Raw genomic sequence first — 18,737 nt, 5'->3', positions numbered from 1 at the left:
ACGTAGGGTCGGGCACTGCGACTCGGCGTCCGTATGGTCGCGCACACCGGACCGCACAGCCACGAGAAACACGCAGGGCGTCACCGCGTAACCGGCGGTCGAAGCCCAGAGTCGTTCCGGCTCGGCCCAATGGGTGAATTCATGTGATCACCTCGATGTGCCGGCCGACCGGGAAACCGGCGGCGCGATTGTAGGGTGGCCCGGCGGATACGGAACGGGCACCGCGGGTGCCACGGATTCCCGCACGTACCCCCGTCCCACGGAGCCCGGACAGGTGAAACCGACATGAGCGACCTGCTGCAGCGACTACGCGCGCACAGTCGGCGCATGACCTCCCAGCGACGCGTCGTCGCGGAGGTCCTCGACGGCGAGCACGTCCATCTCACGGCCGACGAGGTGCACGCCCGCGCCGCGCTGCGGCTGCCCGAGATCTCCCGGGCCACCGTGTACAACACCCTTGCCGAACTGGTCCTGCTCGGCGAGGTCGCGGAGGTCTCCGCCCACGGCCGGGCGAAGCGCTACGACCCCAACGTGCACGACCCGCACCAGCACCTGGTGTGCTCCGGCTGCGGCCTCATCCGCGACGTCCACCCCACCGGAGACCCCCTCGCCGACCTCCCGGAGCGGGAGCGGTTCGGATTCACGGTCTCCGGGGCCGAGGTCACCTACCGAGGGTGGTGCCCGGACTGCGCCCCGGGGACCCGGCCCGGAGCGTCACCCGTGGACGGCCCCGCTCAGTAGCGCAGGGCCGTACCGGTCACGGCCGACACCGTGCCCGACAGTTTGTGGGTACTGCGGGCCGTTCCCTGTCCCGTGCCCTTCCCGGCGACGTCCGTGATCGTCACGACCACGGTGTCGACGAGCTTGCCGCTCTCGTCCTTGAACTCCACCTGTACCGCGAAGGACTTCGTCGCGTCGTCGGTGTTCCGCGCCGTCACGGGGACCGTCGTGTACCCGTCGCCGTCGGTGGCCACCGCACCCAAGGACACCTGGTCCTTGGCATCGACCCCGTCCTTCACCTCGGCGAGCTTGTCCTTCGCCACGGCAGCCGCCGACTCGGCGGCCTCCGCGGCCTCGGCGGCGGCCGACGACACGGCCTCGCCCGCGGACCTCACCGCCGACGCGGCACTCGACACGGCGTCGGACGGGGTGCCGTCACCGTCGGAACAGCCCGCGGCACCGTACGCCACCACCGACAGCACCACCGCACCTGCCGCACCACGCATCCACGCGACCGCCGTCACCATGCCTCCACGGGTGTTCCGGACCTTGGAGCTCTCAGTCAAAGGCCCGGCGGCCCGGATGCCCAATGCTCCGGGCATCCGGGTGAGCGCGTACGGGGCCGCGCACGGCGGGGCCGCGCGAAGCGGTCCCGGAGCCTCAGGGGCGTCCGGCGCCGAGTCGATGTTCGTGGACCCGAAGTTGGAGGGCGGCGAGATCCAGCAGGGGAGTGGCCACGCCCAGCGCGCGGGCGCGGACGGTGAGGTCGGTCAGGACGTGCTCGGCCTCCGTCGGTGCTCCGGCGACCAGGTCGCGGTACAGGGAGGGGGTGAGGGGGGAGCCCGGGGTCGTGACGGTCGACGTGGTGAAGGCGAGCTCCGCCGCGGTCATCGGGTGGCCCGCGGCCTCCGCCACCGCCGTGGTCTCGGAGACCAGCGCCGCGGCCAGGGCCGCCCCGCCCGGAACGGCGTTCACCTCGCCGACCGTGCCGCGCATCAAGCAGGTCAGGGCGACGAGTGTGGAGATGAAGGCCCACTTGTGCCACATGGCCGCGACGATGTCCTCGGTCGCCGGCGAGTCGATGCCGGCCTCGGCGAGCACACCGCGGATCGCATCCACCCGGGCCGACGGGCGCGCGTCGAGCTCGCCGGTCAGGATGACGGCGGGCGGAGCCATACGGAGGATGTCGCCGTCGTCGTTCAAGGTGGTGACCACCTTCGCCACGCCGCCGAGGACCGCTCCGACCCCGAGGCGCGCGCGGAGCGTGTCGAGGTGGGCGATCCCGTTGAGCAGGGGTACGACCGCGGTGTCCGGGCCGACGGCGGGTTCGATGTCCGCCAGGGCCGTGTGCAGGGCGGTCGCCTTCACGGAGAGCAGGACCAGGTCGTACGGTCCGCCCACGGCGCCGGCCGCCACCAGATCCGGCGTGAGGACGAGCTCCTCCCCCTGGCCCGACACGCGCAGGCCACGGGCCGAGAGGGCCTTCGCGCGGGCCGGTCGCACCAGGAAGGAGACGTCCTGACCCGCTGTCGCGAGCCGCGCGCCGAAGAAGCCGCCGACGGCGCCGGCGCCGACCGTGAGGATCCGCATGGAGGGATGCCTTTCGTGAGAGGTGCGATAGCGGTGGTGACGGAGAAGGGGGAGACGGGGACACGGACAGCGACGGGGAGGGGGAGGGTCGGGAGGGGAAGGGCGCGGTCAGGTCCGACCGGCGCCGAGCGGGCTGTCCTCGGTGGGAGCGCGACGCGCGCGCGGCGTGTAGCGGGAGACCGCCACTCCGGCCAGGCAGAGCGCTCCACCAAGGAGGGTCAGCCAGGCCGGTACCTCGCCCAGGAGGGCCCAGCTCAGCAGCACGACGATGGCCGGGACGGCGTACGTGGTCGCCCCCAGCTTCCCGGCGGGCATGCGCGCCAGGGCGTAGGTCCAGGTGGTGAAGGCGAGGGCGGTCGGGACCACACCCAGGTAGACCATGTTCAGGGTCGCGGACGTCGGCGCCTCGGGCAGTTCCGCGATCAGTCGGCCCGTGAAGGGCAGGCAGGCCACGGTCCCCGTCAGGCAGGCGAAGGTGGTGACCTGCAAGGGGGTGCCGTAGGAGAGCGCGGGCTTCTGGGCGATGACGCCGGTCGCGTACGCCACCGCCGCGAGCAGGCAGAGCACGACCCCGAGCACCGAGGTGGAGCCGCCGTCCCCGGACGACATGGACAGACCCACCACCACCGCTCCGGCGAAGGAGACGGCCATGCCGACCAGGAGCCGTGAGGGCAGCGCCTCGCCGAGGAGACGGGCCGCGAGGAGCGCCATGAGGATGGGCCCGATGTTCACGAGCAGCGAGGCGGTGCCCGCGTCGACCAGACGTTCACCCCAGTTCAGGACGATCGTGTAGCCGCAGAACCACACGACACCGGACACCAGGATCCCGCGCCAGGCCTCGCGGGGCGGCAGGCCTTGCCGGCTGATCAGGAGCAGCACCACGAGGACCAGGGAGGCCGCCAGCAGTCGGCCGAGAGCCAGGGCGCCGGGCGAGTACGCGGCCCCCGCGCTGCGGATGGAGACGAAGGCGGAAGCCCAGGCGAACACCGTGAAGGTGACGGCGCCGACGGTGAGGACGCCGGGCGGGATCGAACGCGAGCGGAACGTCATGAGCCCACCTTACGAGCCCAACATTTCGGTGTCGACCGAATTAAAGCCTCTTCGTGTGCCGGGAACTCCACCTCAGCTCCACGCCGCCGCCCCGAGGCCCAGCAGATCACCGAAGGCCCGCTCGCCGGCATCGGTCACCTCCAGCGCTCGCCCGCCGCCCGCCGGGCGCACCACCCACCTCTGCTCGACCGCCCGTGCGCACAGGCGCGCCCCGGCGAGGCCGCCCAGGTGGCGGCGTCGCTCGGTCCAGTCCAGGCAGGAGCTCGCCAGCGGCCTGCGCCCCTCGCCGGCCAGGCCGATCCCGGCGTCGGCGCACCAGGCGCGGCCGGCTTCCGTGAGCTCGAACACGCCCTCCGTGCGCAGCAACCCGCGCTGCTCCATCGCGTCGGTCACCGCCATGCCGAGCCGCCCGGCGAAGTGGTCGTAGCAGGTCCGGGCACGGGCCAGCGGGTCCGGCGCGGCGACCACGGGCACGGCGTGCGCCGCGTCCCGGTCCGGCACGGCGTGCGAGGCGAGTTCGTCGAGCAGGCGGGCGGTCGCGCCGTCGGCGATGCGCACATAGCTGTGGCGGCCCTGTCGCTCGGTCACGCAGATACCCGCGTCGAGCAGCCGGGTCAGATGGCCGCTGATGGTGGAGGGCGCCACCGAGGTGATGCGGGCCAACTCGCCCGCGGTCCAGGCGCGCCCCTCCAGCAGCGTCATGCAGATCGCGGCCCGCGTCTCGTCGGCCAGGGCGGCGGCGAAGGCGGCCAGCAGCGCCGCGGGGGCCGCTCCGCCCGTGGACGCCGGTCCGGGATGCGTCTCGTTCATACGTCCAGGATGCCCCATGATTTCGGTAAACAACGAACAATCCGTATGGATGAGGTCTCCTGACGAGGTCCACTGTCGCGACCAGGGGTTCGCCCGCCACACTGAGGGTCGCGGGGCAGAACGCCCCCGTCACGAGGAGGTGGTGGGGTGTTGTCGTCGGACGACCCCACGGAGCGGCCGTCCCCGGTCGTACGGCCCGAGGTGTGGGAGACGTACGGACCGGCCGATCTCAGCGCCGTTCCGGTCTTCGCCGGAGGCTTCATCAACTTCGGCTACTGGAAGGCGGTCGACCTCGGGCAGCCGCTGTCCCAGGGCGACCGGATCCGCAGTGAGCAGGACCTCTACCGGCATGTGCTCGACGCCGCGGCCCCCCGGGGCGGCAGGGCCGTCGAGGTCGGCTGCGGTCTCGGCCTCGGGTGCGCGCTCGCGCTGGAGGAGTACGGACCCACGACCGTCACCGGGGTGGACATCCACCCCCAGCAGCTCCGGCGGGCCCGCGAAGCCAACTCCCCGCTCCTCACGGCGCAGCCGCACCGGCTGGCCTTCGCGCTCGGGGCCGCGGAGGACCTGCCGCTCGGCGACGCGGAGTTCGACTGTCTCTACAGCGTCGAGGCGGCGCAGCACTTCCCGGACCTGACCGCGTTCGCCCGGGAGGCGGCGAGAGTGCTGGGCCCGGGCGGGCGGGTGGCGGTGACCAGCTTCTTCACCGTGGAGGGTGCGTCCGAGCCCGGAACGCGGCTCGCGGGGCTGCTCGACTCGTTCGCCAGTGGCCTGGACATCGCGCGGCCGGTGTCCCGGCTCACCGATGCCCTCGCCGAAGCCGGTTTCGCCGATGTGCGGGTCGCCTCGATCGGTCCGCAGGTCTGGCCGGGGTGGGACCGCTGGCTCGCCCGGCTCTGGGCGCCGGGCACCTGGCCCCGGAACTTCCTGGCCGCCTGGGAGCAACAACTCCTGGACTACTACCTGGTGACGGCCACCCGACCGTAGTCGGTGGCCCGTGGCCCGTGGCCCGTGGCCCGTGGCCCGTGGCCCGTGGTCCGAGGCCCGTGCCCGTGGCCTGCGGGCCGCCGCTGTCGGTGGCCCCGCCTATCCTTCCGCCATGTCAGTGAACATCGATCTTGCCTTCACCGTCACCACGGTCGCGGACGAGCCGCAGGCCTGGGCGATCGTCCGGGCCCTGCAGCGGCTGATGTACGAGGAGCACATAGCCGCCCAGGTCACCATCGGCGTGGCGGTGGGCGACGACGGCACGTACTTCGTTTCCGGGGAATCCGACATCCCGCTCTGCGTCTCGCGCTTCTACCTGTGGCGACCGCACTTCGAGGGGGTCTTCGCGGCGACGGTCGCCGAGGTGGCGGCGGGGGCCGAGCCGAAGATCGATTGGGGCTACCCGGACGAGGAGTACTGAGGGTCCACCGTCAGTCCGGCCGGGGAGCCGGGGGAGCGGGGGGCAGTGCCCAGCGGATCGCCCGAGTCACGGCGTGCCCGCCGGCGCGCGCGGCAAGGGGTGGCATCCGGACGGCCGTGGGCGCGTCCTCGGCCACGACCGACCTCGCCCAGGGCGGCAGCAGGTCCACGGCCGCCGCCGCCAGCAGCGCGTACGGCAACCGGGCGGCCCCCGGTAGCGGGGGATCGGTCAGCAGGAACCGGGCGGTGTCCCGGGAGGCCGCCGTCGGCCGGAGGTCGGGCCGGTAGCGTGCCATCCGGAGAGCCAGCTCGCGCCGGCTCTCCGGAGGCCGGTCCGCCCCCAGCGCGCGGGCCACGCGCCCCGTGTCGGCCAGGTACGCGTCGCAGCCGGCGGAGTCCAACGGGCGTCTGCCGTACCGCTGGTGGGCCCGTAGGAAGCAGTCCGCCTCGGCGATGTGCACCCAGGTCAACAGCTCCGGATCGTCGGCCCGGTACGGGACGCCATCGGCCGTACGCCCGCGGACGCGCGCGTGCACCTCCCGTACCAGGGCCACCGCCGCCTCGGCGTCGGAACTCGTACCGAACGTGGTGACGGCGAGGAAGGTGCTCGTGCGGTGCAGTCGCCCCCACGGGTCACCCCGGTACCCCGAGTGCGCCGCGACGGCGGCCATCGCCAACGGGTGCAGGGACTGCAGCAGCAGGGCGGCCAGCCCGCCGACGAACATCGACGCGTCCCCGTGCACCCGCCGTACCGGCCGATCCGGGGCGAACCACCGAGGTCCGGGCGTCGTGTGGATCCGCGCCCGGTTCCGGGCCCCGTCCGGCCCGGCGACGCGCAGGAAGACCGCCTCACCGGCGTGCCGCCTGATCCGCTGGACCGTCGTGTCCCTCGTCCTGGTCATATGCCCAGTATGTGCCGGTTCCGGCCGTGGATCACAGCCAGCGCGGCGGGATGATTCCGTAGTAACCGCCGAGCAGCTGCCGGTAGTCGGTGCTCTCCAGGTGCTGGTCCCGGATGAACTCCGGTGCGTCCTTGACCTGTTCCCTGGTCAGTCCGACCCGGATCCGCTTCTCCTCCACGTCGATACCGGTGACGGTACCGGCCGGGAGGAGGACCTCCTTGCCGAAGATCCATGGGCCGGTGTCCACGACCAGATAGGCCGATCCCGCCTCGTCGGAGTGTTTGTCGACCTTTCCGATGCTGCCGTCGGCAGCCTCCACCTTGTAACCGGACAGGTCCACGTCCGTGATGCGGTCGACGGTGACGTGGTAGGCCCAGACGTTCTCAGTCATGTGTGAAACAGCTCCTCCATCGATCCGTGTCCGTCACGGCGCGCCTGCCCGGTGGCGCAGCGGCTACACGTGCGTACCCCGATCCGGGCTGACTCCCCGTGAGGAGCGCCCGGGAGGGGGCCTGGTGAGGGCGAACCCCGGCGCCGGTCCGGGGCTCGGGGCTACGCTCCGCAGATGGAACGCGCAGAGGTACTCAAGCGAGTGATCGGCATCCTCACCGACGCCCAGGACATCCGCCGGGCGGCCGAGGCGGGGGAGATCGACGAGAGCGGCGAAGGCGAGGAGGGCGGCGTCGGCCCGGAGCCGACGGCCGGCGTGGCCACTCTGCTCCTGAACGAGATGCTGCCGTCGATCAGGGTGCCGGCCGACGCCTCTCCCCAGCAGGTGGCCGCCCTCGTGGCGGAGGCGCTCGGGCCGGCCCTGCACACCATGGTCTCGGGCTTCAGCCTGGCGTTCACCAGCCTCGCGATGGTGCACGACAGCGGGCGGACGGACATCTCCTCGATCGGGGTCCTCCAGGAACTCGCCCTGGAGATCGAGGCGGGGACCTACGACGAGGGCGCGTAGCACCCCGCCGTAGCTCCCCGGCCTCCGGCAAGGTGCTCCGCGCCTCCGGGCCCCTGCTCTGGCCCCTGGTCACCGGCCCCGCGGTCGTTACTCCGCGTCGTCGTCGCTCGTTCGGGTCGTCTTCCGCTCCTGCCGCCGCCTCAGTTCCTCCGGGCTCTTGCCCTCGACCCGCTTGCTGGCCTCGGGGTGCACCGGGTCCGGACCGGGATGGTCCTGCGCCTGCTCCGCACGGCCCTCTCCCGACTTCTCACGCCTGTCCTCCGTACCCTTCATGGCTGTTTCTCCCTCGCGCTCGCGGTTCTCGTCGACAGGTACTGCCCGGACATCCACCGTCTACCCGCGAACGGCCGGGGTGACCTCCTCCTACGGCCCATCCTCGGCCGATCGGGCCCCGGCGGCCACGCCATGCGTCATCCGGTCCAGCAGCGGGAAGGCGCCCCGCATGCCGGAAACGATCACCAACCTCGCCACCCGTGTCGCACGCCGCCGCCGTGAGCCGGTCGCCGTCCAAGCCCTGCGTTCCACGGCCGCGGCCGTGATCAGCTACGTCGTCGCGCTCCGCCTGAGCAGCGAGCCGCTGCCACTGACCGCGCCACTGACCGCCCTGCTCGTCGTCCAGGTCACCCTGTACTCCACCCTCACCACCAGCATCCGCCGGGTGAACTCGGTGGTCGTCGGCGTGCTGATCGCGATCGGGTTCAGCGCGCTGGTGGGTCTGACCTGGTGGAGCCTGGGCCTGCTGATCCTCGCCTCGCTGGTCGTGGGCCACCTGGTGCGCGTGGACGAGTTCGTGCCCGAGGTCGCGATCAGCGCCATGCTCGTCCTCGGCGTCACCCAGGTCACGGACACCGCCTGGGACCGGGTCCTGGAGACGATCATCGGCGCGGTGGTCGGCCTGTTGGTCAACCTGCTCCTGGCACCGCCCGTCTGGGTCGGCCCGGCCGGCGACGCGATCACCGACCTCGCCCGGCGGATGAGCCGACTGCTCGACCACCTCGGTGAGGAACCCTCCGGACCGGCCCGGGTCGAGCAGGCCGCGGCCCGACTGCACGAGGCGCGCCGGCTGGACAACGACATCGCCCAGGTCGACGCCGCCCTCCGGCAGGCCGAGGACAGCCTCCGGCTCAACCCGCGCGTCAAGGAGGGGCTGCTCTTCAGGCTGGTCCTGCGGACCGGACTGGACACCCTGGAGATCTGCGCGGTCGTGCTCCGCGTGGCCTGCCGGACCCTCACCGACCTGGCCCGGGCCCGCCCGGACGGGCCGCTCTTCGACCACGCGACCGCGGCCGCGCTGCGCGAGGTGCTACGCCATACGGCCGTCGCGGTGGAAAGCTTCGCTCAGCTGATCACCGCGCAGGTCAGCGCCAACGCGGAAGAGGCGGAAGCCCGACTGACCGGCGAACTGGCCGTCGCCCGGGCCCACCGCGACCGGCTCGCGGTCCTGCTGCTGGCCGCCGCCCGCGAGGACCCCACCCACTGGCAACTGAGCGGCGCGCTGCTCACCGAGATCGACCGGGTCCTGGACGAGCTGGGTGTGGACAAGCGCTCCCAGCGCCTGCTGGAGGAACTCGACCAGCACACCCGCACCCGGCGCAGGCGTTGGAAGACGCTGAAGCGGCGGCGGCAGGACACCGCGTGAGGGAAAGTGGGGCCATGGTGCACGTACTGGGCAGCAGGGTTCTGCTGCGTCCCACGGACCCCGAACGCTCGCGCGCCTTCTACGGCGAGACCCTGGGGCTGGCGATCCACCGCGAGTTCGGTACCGGCCCCGAGCGCGGCACGGTCTACTTCCTCGGCGGCGGCTTCCTCGAACTGTCGGGCCGCGCCGAGGCACCCCCCTCGCCGGGCCTGCGGTTGTGGTTGCAGGTCGAGGACGTCCACGCGGCGTACGAGGAACTACGCGGCCGGGACACCGAGGTACTGCGACCTCCCCGGCGCGAGCCCTGGGGCCTGATCGAGATGTGGATCGCCGACCCCGACGGGGTGCGGATCGCCGTGGTGGAGGTCCCGTCGGATCACCCACTGCGCTTCCGCCCCTGATCGCGAGACACCCTCTAGCGGGCGCTGCCGAGATCGCGGTCGGCCTCGGATCCTTCGAGCATCAGGGTGGTCTCCTCGATGCGGCTGAACCGGCCGTCGGGGGCGAACTCGCCGAACAGGTAGACCTCGGTGCGTACCGTCGAACCGTCCGTCTTCGTGACGTCGACGGTGTGCCGGTCGGCGTACTTGAGGCCGTCGTACAGCTCCTCGTGGACCTCGATGCGGCCGTGGTCGACGACGGTGCGCAGGTGCACGATGTGCTCGATGAATCCGGCCCGGTCCGCCCACTCGCCGTCCGTGCGCTGACGGTATTCCGGGGCGAAGTGGCGGTCGGCGGCTTCATGGACGGTCAGGTCGCGGTTGAGGAGCAGGTCGGAGAGGGCGGCGGTGATGTTGGTGCGCGTCATGGGAGTGCCTTTCGGTACGGAAGGGAGGAGCATTGCGTGCGTGGCGCACGCTTTTCGAGAACCATAGCAGTGATGCGTGCGCGACGCACGCTATTCTTCTGTCGTGGACAACAAGATCGGGCATGAGATCGCGGACGCGCTGGGCATCCTCCTCAAGCGCACGACCCGCACGCACTTGCACCAGCGGCTCACGGAAGGCATGGGCGAGGCCGTCGACGACGTGACCTACCCCGTGCTGAGCGCCCTGGCCCGGACCGGCCCCCGAAGTGCGGCGGACCTGGCCCACGACGTGGGGGTCGACCGGTCCGGCGTGACCCGCCGAGCCTCGCGGCTGGAGAACGCGGGCCTCATCCGCCGCGAACCGGACCCCACCGACCGACGCGCACACCTCCTCGTCCTGACCGAGGAGGGGCAGCTCGTCGTGGCCGAGCTGCGCGCCCGCCTGGCGGACCACATCACGACGAGCCTCTCCTCCTGGCCCCCGGGCGAGGCCGAGTCCTTCGCCCGCCACCTGCGCCGCTTCATGGCCGAAGGCCCGTTCGCGTAGAAGGCCCGGAAGCGGTCCGCCTGCCGGCCGCGAGGGAGTAGCGTTCGGCCCGTGGCGGAACATCAGGACGAGACCGGGGCGGCCTACGACGAGGTCGTCGAGCTCTACGCGTCGTTGTTCGCCGACCGGCTGGAGACGCAGCCGTTCGCGCGGGCCATGCTCACCACCTTCGCCGAGCTGGTGCGCGGGACGGGGAACCTGCGCACGGCCGACGTCGGGTGCGGGCCCGGACACCTGACGGCCCTGCTGCACGACCTGGGACTGGACGCCTTCGGGGTCGACATCTCCCCGGGCATGATCGACCACGCCCGACGGGCCCGTCCCGCGCTGCGGTACGACCGAGCGCGGATGGAGGCCCTACCGGTCCAGGACCGCGCGCTCGGCGGCGTCATGGCCCACTACTCGATGATCCATACGCCGCCCGGGGAACTGCCCGCGCTCCTCGCCGAACAGGCACGCGTCCTGGCGCGCGGTGGCCTGCTCCTGGTCTCGTTCTTCGCGACCGACGGACCGGAGCCGGTCCGCTTCGACCACAAGGTGACGCCCGCCTACAGCTGGCCGGTCGATCGGTTCGCCGAGTTGCTGGCCGGAGCCGGGTTCACGACGTTCGCCCGGCTGATCCACGACCCCGCCTCCGAGCGGGGATTCCTCGACGCACACCTGCTGGCCCGCCTCGCGCCGGACGCGAGCGGGCCGAGAACACCCGGGTCCGGCTACTCGAGCGGTTCTGAGTGACCGCGCCCCTGCGCGGCCGCCCACCGCCCGCCTGACCTCCGTTCCATGAGCTCGGTGAAGCAAGAGGTCGGGCGGGACGGGCCGCCGCCGTCCGCGGCTCGCTCGCCCCTGTCGTCATGGCGCACGCGAGCCTGCCGCACGTCCCGCCCCGGCCACGTCCGTCGGGAGGACGAGCGTGCCTTCTCGGCCGGGGGAGCACGAACGAGGTGGCGACGCGTCAGCCGCGGAGTCCCGCACCGGCCTGAGCCGCCGTCAGGCGCTCCAGCTCCTCCAGGCGCTCGCGCGTCTCCTCGTCGAGCGGGACGTACGTCACGAGCCTCGCACCGGTTCGCGGGCCGAGCCACAGGTTGTTGTGTTCCAGGTACAGCATGCCGACGTGCGGCTGGCGGATGTACTTCGCCTTCGCGACCTGCCCGCCGACCACCTCGTGGCGGGCCCACACCTCCCGGAACTCCGCCGACGCCCCCTCCAGCCGCGCCAGCAGCGTCTTCCAGGCGGGCTCCGCCAGATGCTCGGCCATGGCCGCCCGGAACCTCGCCGCCATGATCCGGTGCGTGCTCGGCAGGTCGACCACCGACGCCTGCCACTCCGGGTCGGTGAAGGCGAGCCACATGCAGTTGCGCTCCTCCGGCCGCTTGCTGTCCAGGTCGCCGAGCAGGCGCCCGTACGTGGCGTTGTACGCGAGGATGTCGTACCGGCTGTTCTGGACGCACGCTGGGATGTGGCCCAACTGGTCGATGATCGCGCGCACGGACGGCGTCACGCTCGGGCAGACCGCCGGCTGCGCCGGGTCGAGGCTCCCGGCCAGCGAGAACAGGTGCTCCCGCTCGCTCACGTCGAGCAACAGGGTCCGCGCGACCGCGTCCAGCACCTGACCCGACACCTGGATGTCGCGCGCCTGCTCCAACCACGTGTACCAGGTCACGCCCACCGACGACAGGTGCGCGACCTCCTCGCGGCGAAGCCCCGGGGTCCGCCGGCGCGGCCCGCGCACCAGCCCGACCTGCTCGGGCGTGACCCGCTCGCGGCGGGTACGCAGGAACTCGGCCAGCTCGTGCCGCCGAACATCGCTTCCAGGAGCCACAGTGGTCATGATCCCAGCCTGCCGCACCGTCCATCCTGTTGCCAGGTACTCCTGGTACCTGGATAACGACACTCTGGTACCCGTCTGACGGTCGGGCGATCGTCAGAGGGTGACTCAGACCCCTGTACGCAGCAACCCTGTACGCAGCAATCCCGTGCACAGCGATCCCGTGCACACCGACCCCGTGCACGCTTCCGCCCGCAGGGCGCCCGGCCGCAGTTCCCCCGGCCGTGGTGCACCCGCGCCCCACCTGAACGGCCTCGGCCTGTTCACCGTGCTCCTCGGCGCGGCCCTGCCCCTGATCGACTTCTTCATCGTCAACGTCGCGCTCCCGTCCATCGAGCACGACCTCGCCGCCGGCCCCGCCCTCCTGGAGCTGGTCGTCGGCGGCTACGGCGTCGCCTACGCCGTCCTGTTGGTCCTCGGTGGGCGCGTCGGCGACAGCCTCGGCCGGCGCCGGCTCTTCCTCGTCGGCATGGCCGCGTTCGGTGTCACCTCGCTGGCCTGCGGCCTCGCCCCGAACGCCTGGTCCCTCGTCGCCGCCCGCGTCGCCCAGGGCGCGGCCGCCGCCCTCATGCTGCCGCAGGTGCTCGCCACCATCCAGGCCACCACCGAGGGTCCGCGCCGGGCCCGGGCCATGAGCCTGTACGGGGCCACCGGTGGCCTGTCCATGGTCGCCGGGCAGATCCTCGGCGGCGTCCTGGTCGCCGCGAACCTCGGTGGAACCGGCTGGCGCGCGGTGTTCCTGGTCAACGTCCCCGTGGTGGTCCTCGGGTTGGTCCTGGCCGTGCGCACCGTCCCGGACACCAGGGCCGGTCGGCCCGCGGCCGTCGACGTGCCGGGCACCCTGCTGCTCGCGCTGTCGCTGGTCTCGCTGCTGCTGCCGCTGACCGAGGGGCGCGCCGCGGGCTGGCCGCTGTGGACCTGGATCTCGCTGGCCGTGTTCCCCGTCGCCGCCGTGGCGTTCTACTTCACCGAGCGTCGGGCCGACCGTAAGGGCCTCATCCCGCTCGTACCGCCGAGCCTGCTGAGACTGGAGTCCCTGCGGCGCGGGCTGGTGCTCGTGGTGCCGTTCTCGATCGGGTTCGGCGGCTTCATGTTCGTCCTCGCCGTGACGCTGCAACAGGGTCTGGACATGGGCCCGGTGGCTGCGGGGCTGGCCCTGGCACCCATGGCAGTGGCCTTTTTCGGGGCCTCGCTGGCCGGGCCGCGCCTGGTCGCCCGCTTCGGCAGCCGGATCGTCACCGCCGGAGGTGTCATCCAGGCGGCCGGTATCGCCCTCCTGCTGGCCACCCTGCGCCATGGCTGGCCGGACCTCGGCCCGGTGGTTCTCGCTCCGGGTATCGCCCTGGCGGGACTGGGGCAGGGCTTCCAACTGCCCGTACTGGTGCGCCTGATGCTCTCGGACGTCCCCAACGACCGGGCGGGGGCGGGCAGTGGCGTCATGATCACAGCCCAGCAGTCCGCGGTGGCGCTCGGTGTCGCCACGCTCGGGAGCCTCTTCCTGGCCCTGGTCCCGGCGGCCGGCGTGCGCACGGCCGTGTCCGTGGCCCTGCTCGTCCAGCTCGGCCTCATCGCGCTGACCGTCCTGCTCAGCCTGCGCCTTCCGCGCATGCGCTGACCGGGCCTCAGGGGCACGAAATACCGGCGCGGCGGCGCGCATACGCCGAGGCGCCCGCGCGCGGCAGGTCGGTCACCGGGATCGGAATCCATGACCGGGACCTACCGCGCGCGGGCGCCTGGCCCGCCCCCACCGGGGACCGCTGTCGGTCAGCCTGCGGCGAGGAGCGTGAGCGTGTCGATCACGCGGTTCGAGAAGCCCCACTCGTTGTCGTACCAGGCGACGACCTTGACGTGGCGGCCGTCGACACGGGTGAGCTCCGAGTCGAAGATCGACGAAGCCGGGTTGCCCGTGATGTCGGAGGACACGAGCGGGTCCTCGGAGTACTCCAGCACGCCGGCCAGCGGTCCCTGGGCCGCGGCGCGGTAGGCCTCGAGGATCTCCTCGCGCGTCACGTCGCGGGCGACGGTGGTGTTGAGCTCGACGATCGAGCCCACCGGGACCGGCACGCGGATCGAGTCGCCCGACAGCTTGCCGTCGAGCTGCGGCAGCACGAGACCGATCGCCTTCGCGGCGCCCGTCGAGGTCGGGACGATGTTGACACCGGCGGCGCGGGCACGGCGCGGGTCGCGGTGCGGGCCGTCCTGCAGGTTCTGCTCCTGCGTGTAGGCGTGCACCGTGGTCATGAAGCCGTGCTCGATGCCCGCGAGCTCGTCCAGGACGGCGGCCAGCGGGGCCAGCGCGTTGGTCGTGCAGGAAGCGTTCGAGACGATCGTGTGCTCGGCCGGGTCGTACGCGTCGGTGTTGACACCGTACGCGAGCGTGACGTCGGCGCCGTCGGACGGCGCGCTGACCAGAACCTTGCGAGCGCCGGCCTTGATGTGGCCGCGGGCGGCCTCGGCCGAGGTGAAGCGGCCGGTCGCCTCCAGTACGAGGTCGACATCGAGCTCGGCCCACGGCAGCTGCTCCGGCTCCCGCTCGGCGAGCACCGTGATGCGGTGGCCGTCGACGACGAGCACATTCCCCTCGACGGTCACCGGACGGCCGAGCCGGCCCGACGTGGTGTCGTAGGCGAGCAGCCGAGCGAGGGTCGCGGGCTCCGTCAGGTCGTTGACGGCGACGACCTCGAGGTCGGTGTCGCGCTCGAGGAGCGCGCGCAGCACGTTGCGACCGATGCGGCCGAATCCGTTGATGGCAATGCGAGTCATGAGCGATGTCCCTTTCGTTCGCCATCAGGTTCGCCCTTCGTCACCCTCCGCGACAGCGGCGAGATCGCCATGGTTCGTAAGGATCTCGCCACGGACGGGGGCGCGCAGGTCGTGGGGCGGGTGCCCGACCGGCGGCGGACTATTCGCCCTGGGTGAAGGTGCGCCGGTACTCCGTCGGCGTGGTGCCGAGGATGCGGTGGAAGTGCAGCCGCAGATTGGCGCCGGTACCGAGGCCGACGTCGTCGGCGATCTGCTCGACACCGCGTTCCGAGCGCTCCAGCAGTTCGCGGGCCACGTCGATCCGGGCCCGCATGACCCACTGCATGGGCGTGTAGCCGGTGTCCTCGGCGAAGCGCCGCGAGAAGGTCCGGGGCGAGACGCCCGCCTGCTGGGCCAGCGCCTCCAGCGTCAGTGGTTCGCCCAGGTGGTGCAGCGCCCACTCGCGGGTGGCGGCGAACCGCTCGCCGAGCGGCTCGGGCACGCTGCGCGGCACGTACTGGGCCTGGCCGCCGCTGCGGTACGGGGCCGCGACCAGACGGCGGGCCGCGTGGTTCGAGGCGGACACGCCGAGGTCGCGGCGAAGGATGTGCAGACACAGGTCGATGCCCGACGCGGCGCCGGCGGAGGTGAGCACGCTGCCCTCGTCGACGAACAGGACGTTCTCGTCGAGGTGGATGAGCGGATGCTTCGCGGCGAGGGCACGTGCGTAGTGCCAGTGGGTCGTCGCGCGTTTGCCGTCGAGCAGACCGGTGGCGGCGAGCGCGAACGCGCCCGTCGAGATGGCGGCGAGGCGCGCGCCCCGGTCGTGCGCGGCGATCAGCGCGTCGATGACGGCCCGCGGAGGGTCCTCGCGGTCGGGGAAGCGGTAGCCGGGCACGAAGACGATGTCGGCCCACGCCAGCGCGTCGAGCCCGTGGGTGACGTGGTACGACAGGCCGTCGCCGCCGGTGACCAGGCCGGGAGCCGCACCGCAGACCCGTACCTCGTACGGCATGCTCGCGCGGGTCGTGAACACCTGCGCGGGGATACCGACGTCGAGGGGCTTCGCGCCCTCGAGGACGAGGACGGCTACACGGTGGAGGCGGGAGGGCGGCACGGGGTTCAGGGTACGGCGGGGGAGGGGGCGGCCCCCATCCGGCCGCCCCGACCGCTCCGGCCGAGCGGCGAGGTGGGAACGGCCGGTCCGCCTTCGGAGGGGAGCGATTAGCCTGCCGATCATGACGGACCCGGTTCATGAGGACGGTATCCGCGCCGAGTCGGCCGCGACAGGAGCGGTGAGTGCCGGTGCGGTGGGGGCAGGTGCGGTGCGAGCCGGTGCGGGATGGCGGGTGGAGTGGGCCACCGGAGACCCGGTCGAAGGAGCCGTGGGCGCGGGGACCGCCCACACGGACAACGTGTGGTCGGTCGCCACCGCGGTGGTCGACGGCCGCGCGGTGGCGGTCACCGGTGGCGACGAGGGGGCCGTGCTGGTGTGGGACCTGGCGCGCGGTGAGCGGCTGGGGGACCCGCTGCCCGCAGGCGGCTCGGTGTGGGCGGTGGCGACCACGGTGGTGGAGGGCCGCCCGGTGGTGGTCGTGGCCGACCCGAACGTGCTGACGCAGGCGTGGGACCTGCTCGGGCGCCGGCCCCTCGCGGCCCGCGCCGGCGGGGCGTGGGCGGTGACGACGGCGGTGGTGAACGGTCACGCCATGGTGCTCACCGGCGGTCAGGCCCCGTCGCCGCAGATGTGGGACCCGGCCACGGGCGAGCCCTCGGGCCACCTGGTGGACGACTCCGCCGGGGGCCGTGTCGGTGCTGTGGCGGCGATGGCCACGGCACTCGTCGACAGCCGGGCCAAGGCCTTCACCCTGCACGACGACGGCACCGTCCATGGATGGGACCTGACGGAGCGCCGCCACGAGGGCCGGGTCCTGTCGATGGACGCGGGTGACCCCCCGAGGGTGTCGTTGACGGCCGTCGTCGTGGACGGCCGCCCGTTCGCCGTCACCGGTGACTGGAACGGTCGGGTGCAGGTGTGGGCCGTGGACACGGGTAGGGAAGTGGTGGGGCGGTGGCGTCCGACCCCGCACACGGGTCCGGTGTGGGCCCTGGCCGCGACCGTGGTCGACGGCCGGCCGCTCGTCGTCACCGGCGGCGACGACCGGACGGTGCGGGTGTGGGACCTCGCCTGGCACCGGCAGGTGGGCTCGGATTCGGCCTTTCCCTCCGCGGTGACCGCGGTGACCGTGGCGCCCGACGGGCGGGTGGTGGTGGGGTACGGCGGTGACGTCGCGGTCCTGGCGCCCCTGGCGCCCCCGGCCACCTGATCACCCGACGGACCGGTTCACCAGGGGCGCGGTCGTGCCGGGTGGGTCGGGAGCGCGCGGCGCCCCGCCCACCCGGGCACGGCCGGTGTCACAGCTGCCCGGCGATGGAGTCCAGGTCCCCCCGGGTGAACCCCGGACCGTCGGGGCCGTCCGGCGCGAAGGACTCGATGACCGCCTGGACGACGGGCGCCGCGTCCGTGCCGGTCACATCGGTGAACTGCACGTTGTAGAAGACGAGCCGGCCGTCGACGTCCTCGTTCGAGATCTCCAGGACCTCGTCGAGCCAGTCGGTCGCCTGGGCCACGTTGCCCAGCTCGCGCTCCAGTTCCCGCAGGCAGCTACGGCCGATGCCCGGCAGCAGCGTCACCGCCAGAGCCGTGGCGTCGGCGAAGGTGCGTACGTCGGGCCAGAAAGTGTTGATGGGCCGCGGCCGGGCCGAGTCCGTGAAGTCGAAGAAGGTGAGCGTGTGGCGCACGCACACGTGGTGCACGTTCTCCTCGGCCGCGGTCAGGGTCAAGGTCACCTGCCGCCCGCTCACGGCGGCGCGGACCGTCGCGGTCGCGGCCGGGGCCGCGGAGTGGGCGTACGCCGCGATCGACGGCGCGTTCACGCGGGCCTCCGTGAAGAGGCGCAGGCCCTCCCGGTACGTCGGGAACGGGGTCATCCCCTTGCGCAGGTTCTGCTTGGTGGTGGCGTCGTACACCCACTGTTCGCGCAGGGGCGGGTACAGCACCGCCTTGTCGCGGTCGACGAGTTCGGCGGCGAGGTGAGCGGTCCGCAGGTGCCGGTGCAGGGTGGTCCAGAGCGCGGCGTCGTACACGCCGCGTCCGTCGTCCGCCTCCGCGGCGCGCAACCAGGCCGTCTCCAGGTCCTTGAGCGCGAGCGACACGGCGTCCATCCGGCGCGTGCCCGGCGCTCCCGGTATCGGCTCGGTGTCGGGGTCGAAGTTCATGCCCGGGTCGTTGGCCGGACTCTGCGGTCCGAGCGACACCATCAGCGGCAGATTCCACAGCAGGCGGTGCGGGTTGGGGCTGCCGTTGTGCCCCGCCATGGCCACGGCCTCGGCGACGCTCTCACCGGCCACCGACCAGCACAGATTCCAGAACGCCCGCGCCGCTCCCTGGACCTGCGAACTCTTGGAGTTCCAGGCCGGAGTGAGCTGCTCGGCGATCGAACTGAGGCGCTCCTTGGAGATCTTGTGGTGCAGCGCCCCGGCTTTCCACTCGGTGGGTAACGTGTAGGCCGCCTTGCCGTCGTTCAGCGGCTTGACGGCCCACTTGGTCTTGTCCGGGACCTCTCGGCCACTGCTCGGTGGTGGCGCCGGCCTGCCGGCCGTCGGAGACGTCGTCATGGCACTCCCTTCGCGGCCCACCGAGCGCGGGCCGGGCCCATCTTCGAGTCCTCGGGGAGCG

22 protein-coding genes are annotated in these 18,737 nt (G+C 72.5%); 10 read left to right on the top strand and 12 right to left on the bottom strand.

Annotation, left to right across the window (positions count from 1 at the left end; genetic code table 11):
- Nucleotides 1-285 precede the first annotated feature (285 nt).
- On the top strand, nt 286-741 hold the full coding sequence (locus ACGFYY_RS28065; protein WP_393713508.1) for a Fur family transcriptional regulator: 456 nt from the start codon (nt 286-288) through the stop codon (nt 739-741).
- Here the strand turns inward: ACGFYY_RS28065 and ACGFYY_RS28060 are convergent.
- The 4 genes from ACGFYY_RS28060 to ACGFYY_RS28045 form a co-directional block, all read right to left on the bottom strand.
- The gene (locus ACGFYY_RS28060; RefSeq protein WP_393713506.1) at nt 735-1,247 is read right to left on the bottom strand and encodes a hypothetical protein; all 513 of its coding nucleotides are present in this window, start codon (nt 1,245-1,247) and stop codon (nt 735-737) included. The two genes, ACGFYY_RS28065 and ACGFYY_RS28060, sit on opposite strands and share 7 nt — an antisense overlap.
- A gap of 133 nt (nt 1,248-1,380) precedes the next feature.
- Nucleotides 1,381-2,310: a ketopantoate reductase family protein gene (locus ACGFYY_RS28055; RefSeq protein WP_393713504.1), complete on the bottom strand. Its 930-nt coding sequence runs from the start codon at nt 2,308-2,310 to the stop codon at nt 1,381-1,383.
- Between the two features lie 108 nt (nt 2,311-2,418).
- A complete protein-coding gene (locus tag ACGFYY_RS28050) occupies nt 2,419-3,360 on the bottom strand; it encodes a DMT family transporter (RefSeq protein ID WP_393713502.1) in 942 nt (313 codons plus the stop codon).
- Nucleotides 3,361-3,432: 72 nt separating this feature from the next.
- Complete coding sequence (locus ACGFYY_RS28045) at nt 3,433-4,170, bottom strand: ArsR/SmtB family transcription factor (protein ID WP_393713500.1); 738 nt, start codon at nt 4,168-4,170, stop codon at nt 3,433-3,435.
- 147 nt (nt 4,171-4,317) lie between these two features.
- Between ACGFYY_RS28045 and ACGFYY_RS28040 the strand changes: the two genes are divergently transcribed.
- Both ACGFYY_RS28040 and ACGFYY_RS28035 read left to right on the top strand, forming a co-directional pair.
- Complete coding sequence (locus ACGFYY_RS28040; RefSeq protein WP_393713498.1) at nt 4,318-5,157, top strand: class I SAM-dependent methyltransferase; 840 nt, start codon at nt 4,318-4,320, stop codon at nt 5,155-5,157.
- A 112-nt stretch (nt 5,158-5,269) separates the two neighbouring features.
- Nucleotides 5,270-5,578, top strand: coding sequence for a hypothetical protein (locus tag ACGFYY_RS28035; RefSeq protein WP_393713496.1), 309 nt, complete (start codon nt 5,270-5,272; stop codon nt 5,576-5,578).
- Between the two features lie 10 nt (nt 5,579-5,588).
- Here ACGFYY_RS28035 and ACGFYY_RS28030 read toward each other — a convergent pair whose 3' ends face one another.
- Together ACGFYY_RS28030 and ACGFYY_RS28025 are read right to left on the bottom strand one after the other, a co-directional pair.
- Nucleotides 5,589-6,479, bottom strand: a complete 891-nt coding sequence (locus tag ACGFYY_RS28030; protein ID WP_393713494.1) for an oxygenase MpaB family protein — start codon at nt 6,477-6,479, stop codon at nt 5,589-5,591.
- A 31-nt stretch (nt 6,480-6,510) separates the two neighbouring features.
- On the bottom strand, nt 6,511-6,870 hold the full coding sequence (locus ACGFYY_RS28025; RefSeq protein ID WP_365268245.1) for a PRC-barrel domain-containing protein: 360 nt from the start codon (nt 6,868-6,870) through the stop codon (nt 6,511-6,513).
- A 174-nt stretch (nt 6,871-7,044) separates the two neighbouring features.
- Between ACGFYY_RS28025 and ACGFYY_RS28020 the strand changes: the two genes are divergently transcribed.
- Nucleotides 7,045-7,437 (top strand): hypothetical protein, encoded by a 393-nt coding sequence (locus tag ACGFYY_RS28020; RefSeq protein ID WP_393713492.1) that lies wholly within the window; start codon nt 7,045-7,047, stop codon nt 7,435-7,437.
- An 87-nt stretch (nt 7,438-7,524) separates the two neighbouring features.
- Here the strand turns inward: ACGFYY_RS28020 and ACGFYY_RS28015 are convergent, their stop codons facing one another.
- Nucleotides 7,525-7,710 (bottom strand): hypothetical protein, encoded by a 186-nt coding sequence (locus ACGFYY_RS28015; RefSeq protein WP_365268249.1) that lies wholly within the window; start codon nt 7,708-7,710, stop codon nt 7,525-7,527.
- Nucleotides 7,711-7,879: 169 nt separating this feature from the next.
- Between ACGFYY_RS28015 and ACGFYY_RS28010 the strand changes: the two genes are divergently transcribed.
- Nucleotides 7,880-9,076: an aromatic acid exporter family protein gene (locus tag ACGFYY_RS28010; protein ID WP_365268250.1), complete on the top strand. Its 1,197-nt coding sequence runs from the start codon at nt 7,880-7,882 to the stop codon at nt 9,074-9,076.
- 14 nt (nt 9,077-9,090) lie between these two features.
- Complete coding sequence (locus ACGFYY_RS28005; protein WP_393713489.1) at nt 9,091-9,477, top strand: VOC family protein; 387 nt, start codon at nt 9,091-9,093, stop codon at nt 9,475-9,477.
- Between the two features lie 14 nt (nt 9,478-9,491).
- Here ACGFYY_RS28005 and ACGFYY_RS28000 read toward each other — a convergent pair whose 3' ends face one another.
- Nucleotides 9,492-9,884: a nuclear transport factor 2 family protein gene (locus ACGFYY_RS28000; RefSeq protein ID WP_393713487.1), complete on the bottom strand. Its 393-nt coding sequence runs from the start codon at nt 9,882-9,884 to the stop codon at nt 9,492-9,494.
- Between the two features lie 103 nt (nt 9,885-9,987).
- Between ACGFYY_RS28000 and ACGFYY_RS27995 the strand changes: the two genes are divergently transcribed.
- Both ACGFYY_RS27995 and ACGFYY_RS27990 read left to right on the top strand, forming a co-directional pair.
- Complete coding sequence (locus ACGFYY_RS27995) at nt 9,988-10,431, top strand: MarR family winged helix-turn-helix transcriptional regulator (RefSeq protein ID WP_365268256.1); 444 nt, start codon at nt 9,988-9,990, stop codon at nt 10,429-10,431.
- A gap of 51 nt (nt 10,432-10,482) precedes the next feature.
- The gene (locus ACGFYY_RS27990; protein WP_393713484.1) at nt 10,483-11,166 is read left to right on the top strand and encodes a class I SAM-dependent methyltransferase; all 684 of its coding nucleotides are present in this window, start codon (nt 10,483-10,485) and stop codon (nt 11,164-11,166) included.
- 217 nt (nt 11,167-11,383) lie between these two features.
- Here ACGFYY_RS27990 and ACGFYY_RS27985 read toward each other — a convergent pair whose 3' ends face one another.
- Nucleotides 11,384-12,259, bottom strand: a complete 876-nt coding sequence (locus ACGFYY_RS27985) for a helix-turn-helix transcriptional regulator (RefSeq protein WP_393713482.1) — start codon at nt 12,257-12,259, stop codon at nt 11,384-11,386.
- A gap of 175 nt (nt 12,260-12,434) precedes the next feature.
- On the opposite strand from ACGFYY_RS27985, the gene ACGFYY_RS27980 reads away from it, so the two are divergent.
- The gene (locus ACGFYY_RS27980) at nt 12,435-13,871 is read left to right on the top strand and encodes an MFS transporter (RefSeq protein ID WP_393713584.1); all 1,437 of its coding nucleotides are present in this window, start codon (nt 12,435-12,437) and stop codon (nt 13,869-13,871) included.
- A 149-nt stretch (nt 13,872-14,020) separates the two neighbouring features.
- On the opposite strand, the gene gap is transcribed toward ACGFYY_RS27980, so the two are convergent.
- Complete coding sequence (gap, locus tag ACGFYY_RS27975) at nt 14,021-15,019, bottom strand: type I glyceraldehyde-3-phosphate dehydrogenase (protein ID WP_365268262.1); 999 nt, start codon at nt 15,017-15,019, stop codon at nt 14,021-14,023.
- 139 nt (nt 15,020-15,158) lie between these two features.
- The gene (locus tag ACGFYY_RS27970; RefSeq protein ID WP_365268264.1) at nt 15,159-16,115 is read right to left on the bottom strand and encodes a helix-turn-helix domain-containing protein; all 957 of its coding nucleotides are present in this window, start codon (nt 16,113-16,115) and stop codon (nt 15,159-15,161) included.
- A 121-nt stretch (nt 16,116-16,236) separates the two neighbouring features.
- Here ACGFYY_RS27970 and ACGFYY_RS27965 point away from each other — a divergent pair, with 121 nt between their 5' ends.
- Nucleotides 16,237-17,325 (top strand): WD40 repeat domain-containing protein, encoded by a 1,089-nt coding sequence (locus ACGFYY_RS27965; RefSeq protein WP_393713479.1) that lies wholly within the window; start codon nt 16,237-16,239, stop codon nt 17,323-17,325.
- Nucleotides 17,326-17,413: 88 nt separating this feature from the next.
- On the opposite strand, the gene ACGFYY_RS27960 is transcribed toward ACGFYY_RS27965, so the two are convergent.
- Nucleotides 17,414-18,676 carry a hypothetical protein gene (locus ACGFYY_RS27960; RefSeq protein WP_365268268.1) on the bottom strand — a complete coding sequence of 421 codons (1,263 nt, stop codon included), beginning with the start codon at nt 18,674-18,676 and terminating at the stop codon, nt 17,414-17,416.
- Nucleotides 18,677-18,737 lie beyond the last annotated feature (61 nt).

Source organism: Streptomyces sp. NPDC048331, from assembly GCF_043201215.1.
In the GTDB taxonomy this organism is placed as follows: Bacteria; Actinomycetota; Actinomycetes; order Streptomycetales; family Streptomycetaceae; genus Streptomyces.
The sequence above is the reverse complement of the archived record's forward strand: the minus strand, read 5'-3'. Positions and strand labels throughout refer to the sequence as shown.

Excerpts from the sequence above, each read along its gene's own strand:
- ACGFYY_RS28065 (WP_393713508.1), top strand. The coding sequence starts at position 286 with ATGAGCGACCTGCTGCAGCGACTACGCGCGCACAGTCGGCGCATGACC.
- ACGFYY_RS28060 (WP_393713506.1), bottom strand. The coding sequence starts at position 1,247 with ATGGTGACGGCGGTCGCGTGGATGCGTGGTGCGGCAGGTGCGGTGGTG.
- ACGFYY_RS28055 (WP_393713504.1), bottom strand. The coding sequence starts at position 2,310 with ATGCGGATCCTCACGGTCGGCGCCGGCGCCGTCGGCGGCTTCTTCGGC.
- ACGFYY_RS28050 (WP_393713502.1), bottom strand. The coding sequence starts at position 3,360 with ATGACGTTCCGCTCGCGTTCGATCCCGCCCGGCGTCCTCACCGTCGGC.
- ACGFYY_RS28045 (WP_393713500.1), bottom strand. The coding sequence starts at position 4,170 with ATGAACGAGACGCATCCCGGACCGGCGTCCACGGGCGGAGCGGCCCCC.
- ACGFYY_RS28035 (WP_393713496.1), top strand. The coding sequence starts at position 5,270 with ATGTCAGTGAACATCGATCTTGCCTTCACCGTCACCACGGTCGCGGAC.
- ACGFYY_RS28030 (WP_393713494.1), bottom strand. The coding sequence starts at position 6,479 with ATGACCAGGACGAGGGACACGACGGTCCAGCGGATCAGGCGGCACGCC.
- ACGFYY_RS28025 (WP_365268245.1), bottom strand. The coding sequence starts at position 6,870 with ATGACTGAGAACGTCTGGGCCTACCACGTCACCGTCGACCGCATCACG.
- ACGFYY_RS28020 (WP_393713492.1), top strand. The coding sequence starts at position 7,045 with ATGGAACGCGCAGAGGTACTCAAGCGAGTGATCGGCATCCTCACCGAC.
- ACGFYY_RS28015 (WP_365268249.1), bottom strand. The coding sequence starts at position 7,710 with ATGAAGGGTACGGAGGACAGGCGTGAGAAGTCGGGAGAGGGCCGTGCG.
- ACGFYY_RS28010 (WP_365268250.1), top strand. The coding sequence starts at position 7,880 with ATGCCGGAAACGATCACCAACCTCGCCACCCGTGTCGCACGCCGCCGC.
- ACGFYY_RS28005 (WP_393713489.1), top strand. The coding sequence starts at position 9,091 with ATGGTGCACGTACTGGGCAGCAGGGTTCTGCTGCGTCCCACGGACCCC.
- ACGFYY_RS28000 (WP_393713487.1), bottom strand. The coding sequence starts at position 9,884 with ATGACGCGCACCAACATCACCGCCGCCCTCTCCGACCTGCTCCTCAAC.
- ACGFYY_RS27985 (WP_393713482.1), bottom strand. The coding sequence starts at position 12,259 with ATGACCACTGTGGCTCCTGGAAGCGATGTTCGGCGGCACGAGCTGGCC.
- gap (WP_365268262.1), bottom strand. The coding sequence starts at position 15,019 with ATGACTCGCATTGCCATCAACGGATTCGGCCGCATCGGTCGCAACGTG.
- ACGFYY_RS27965 (WP_393713479.1), top strand. The coding sequence starts at position 16,237 with ATGACGGACCCGGTTCATGAGGACGGTATCCGCGCCGAGTCGGCCGCG.
- ACGFYY_RS27960 (WP_365268268.1), bottom strand. The coding sequence starts at position 18,676 with ATGACGACGTCTCCGACGGCCGGCAGGCCGGCGCCACCACCGAGCAGT.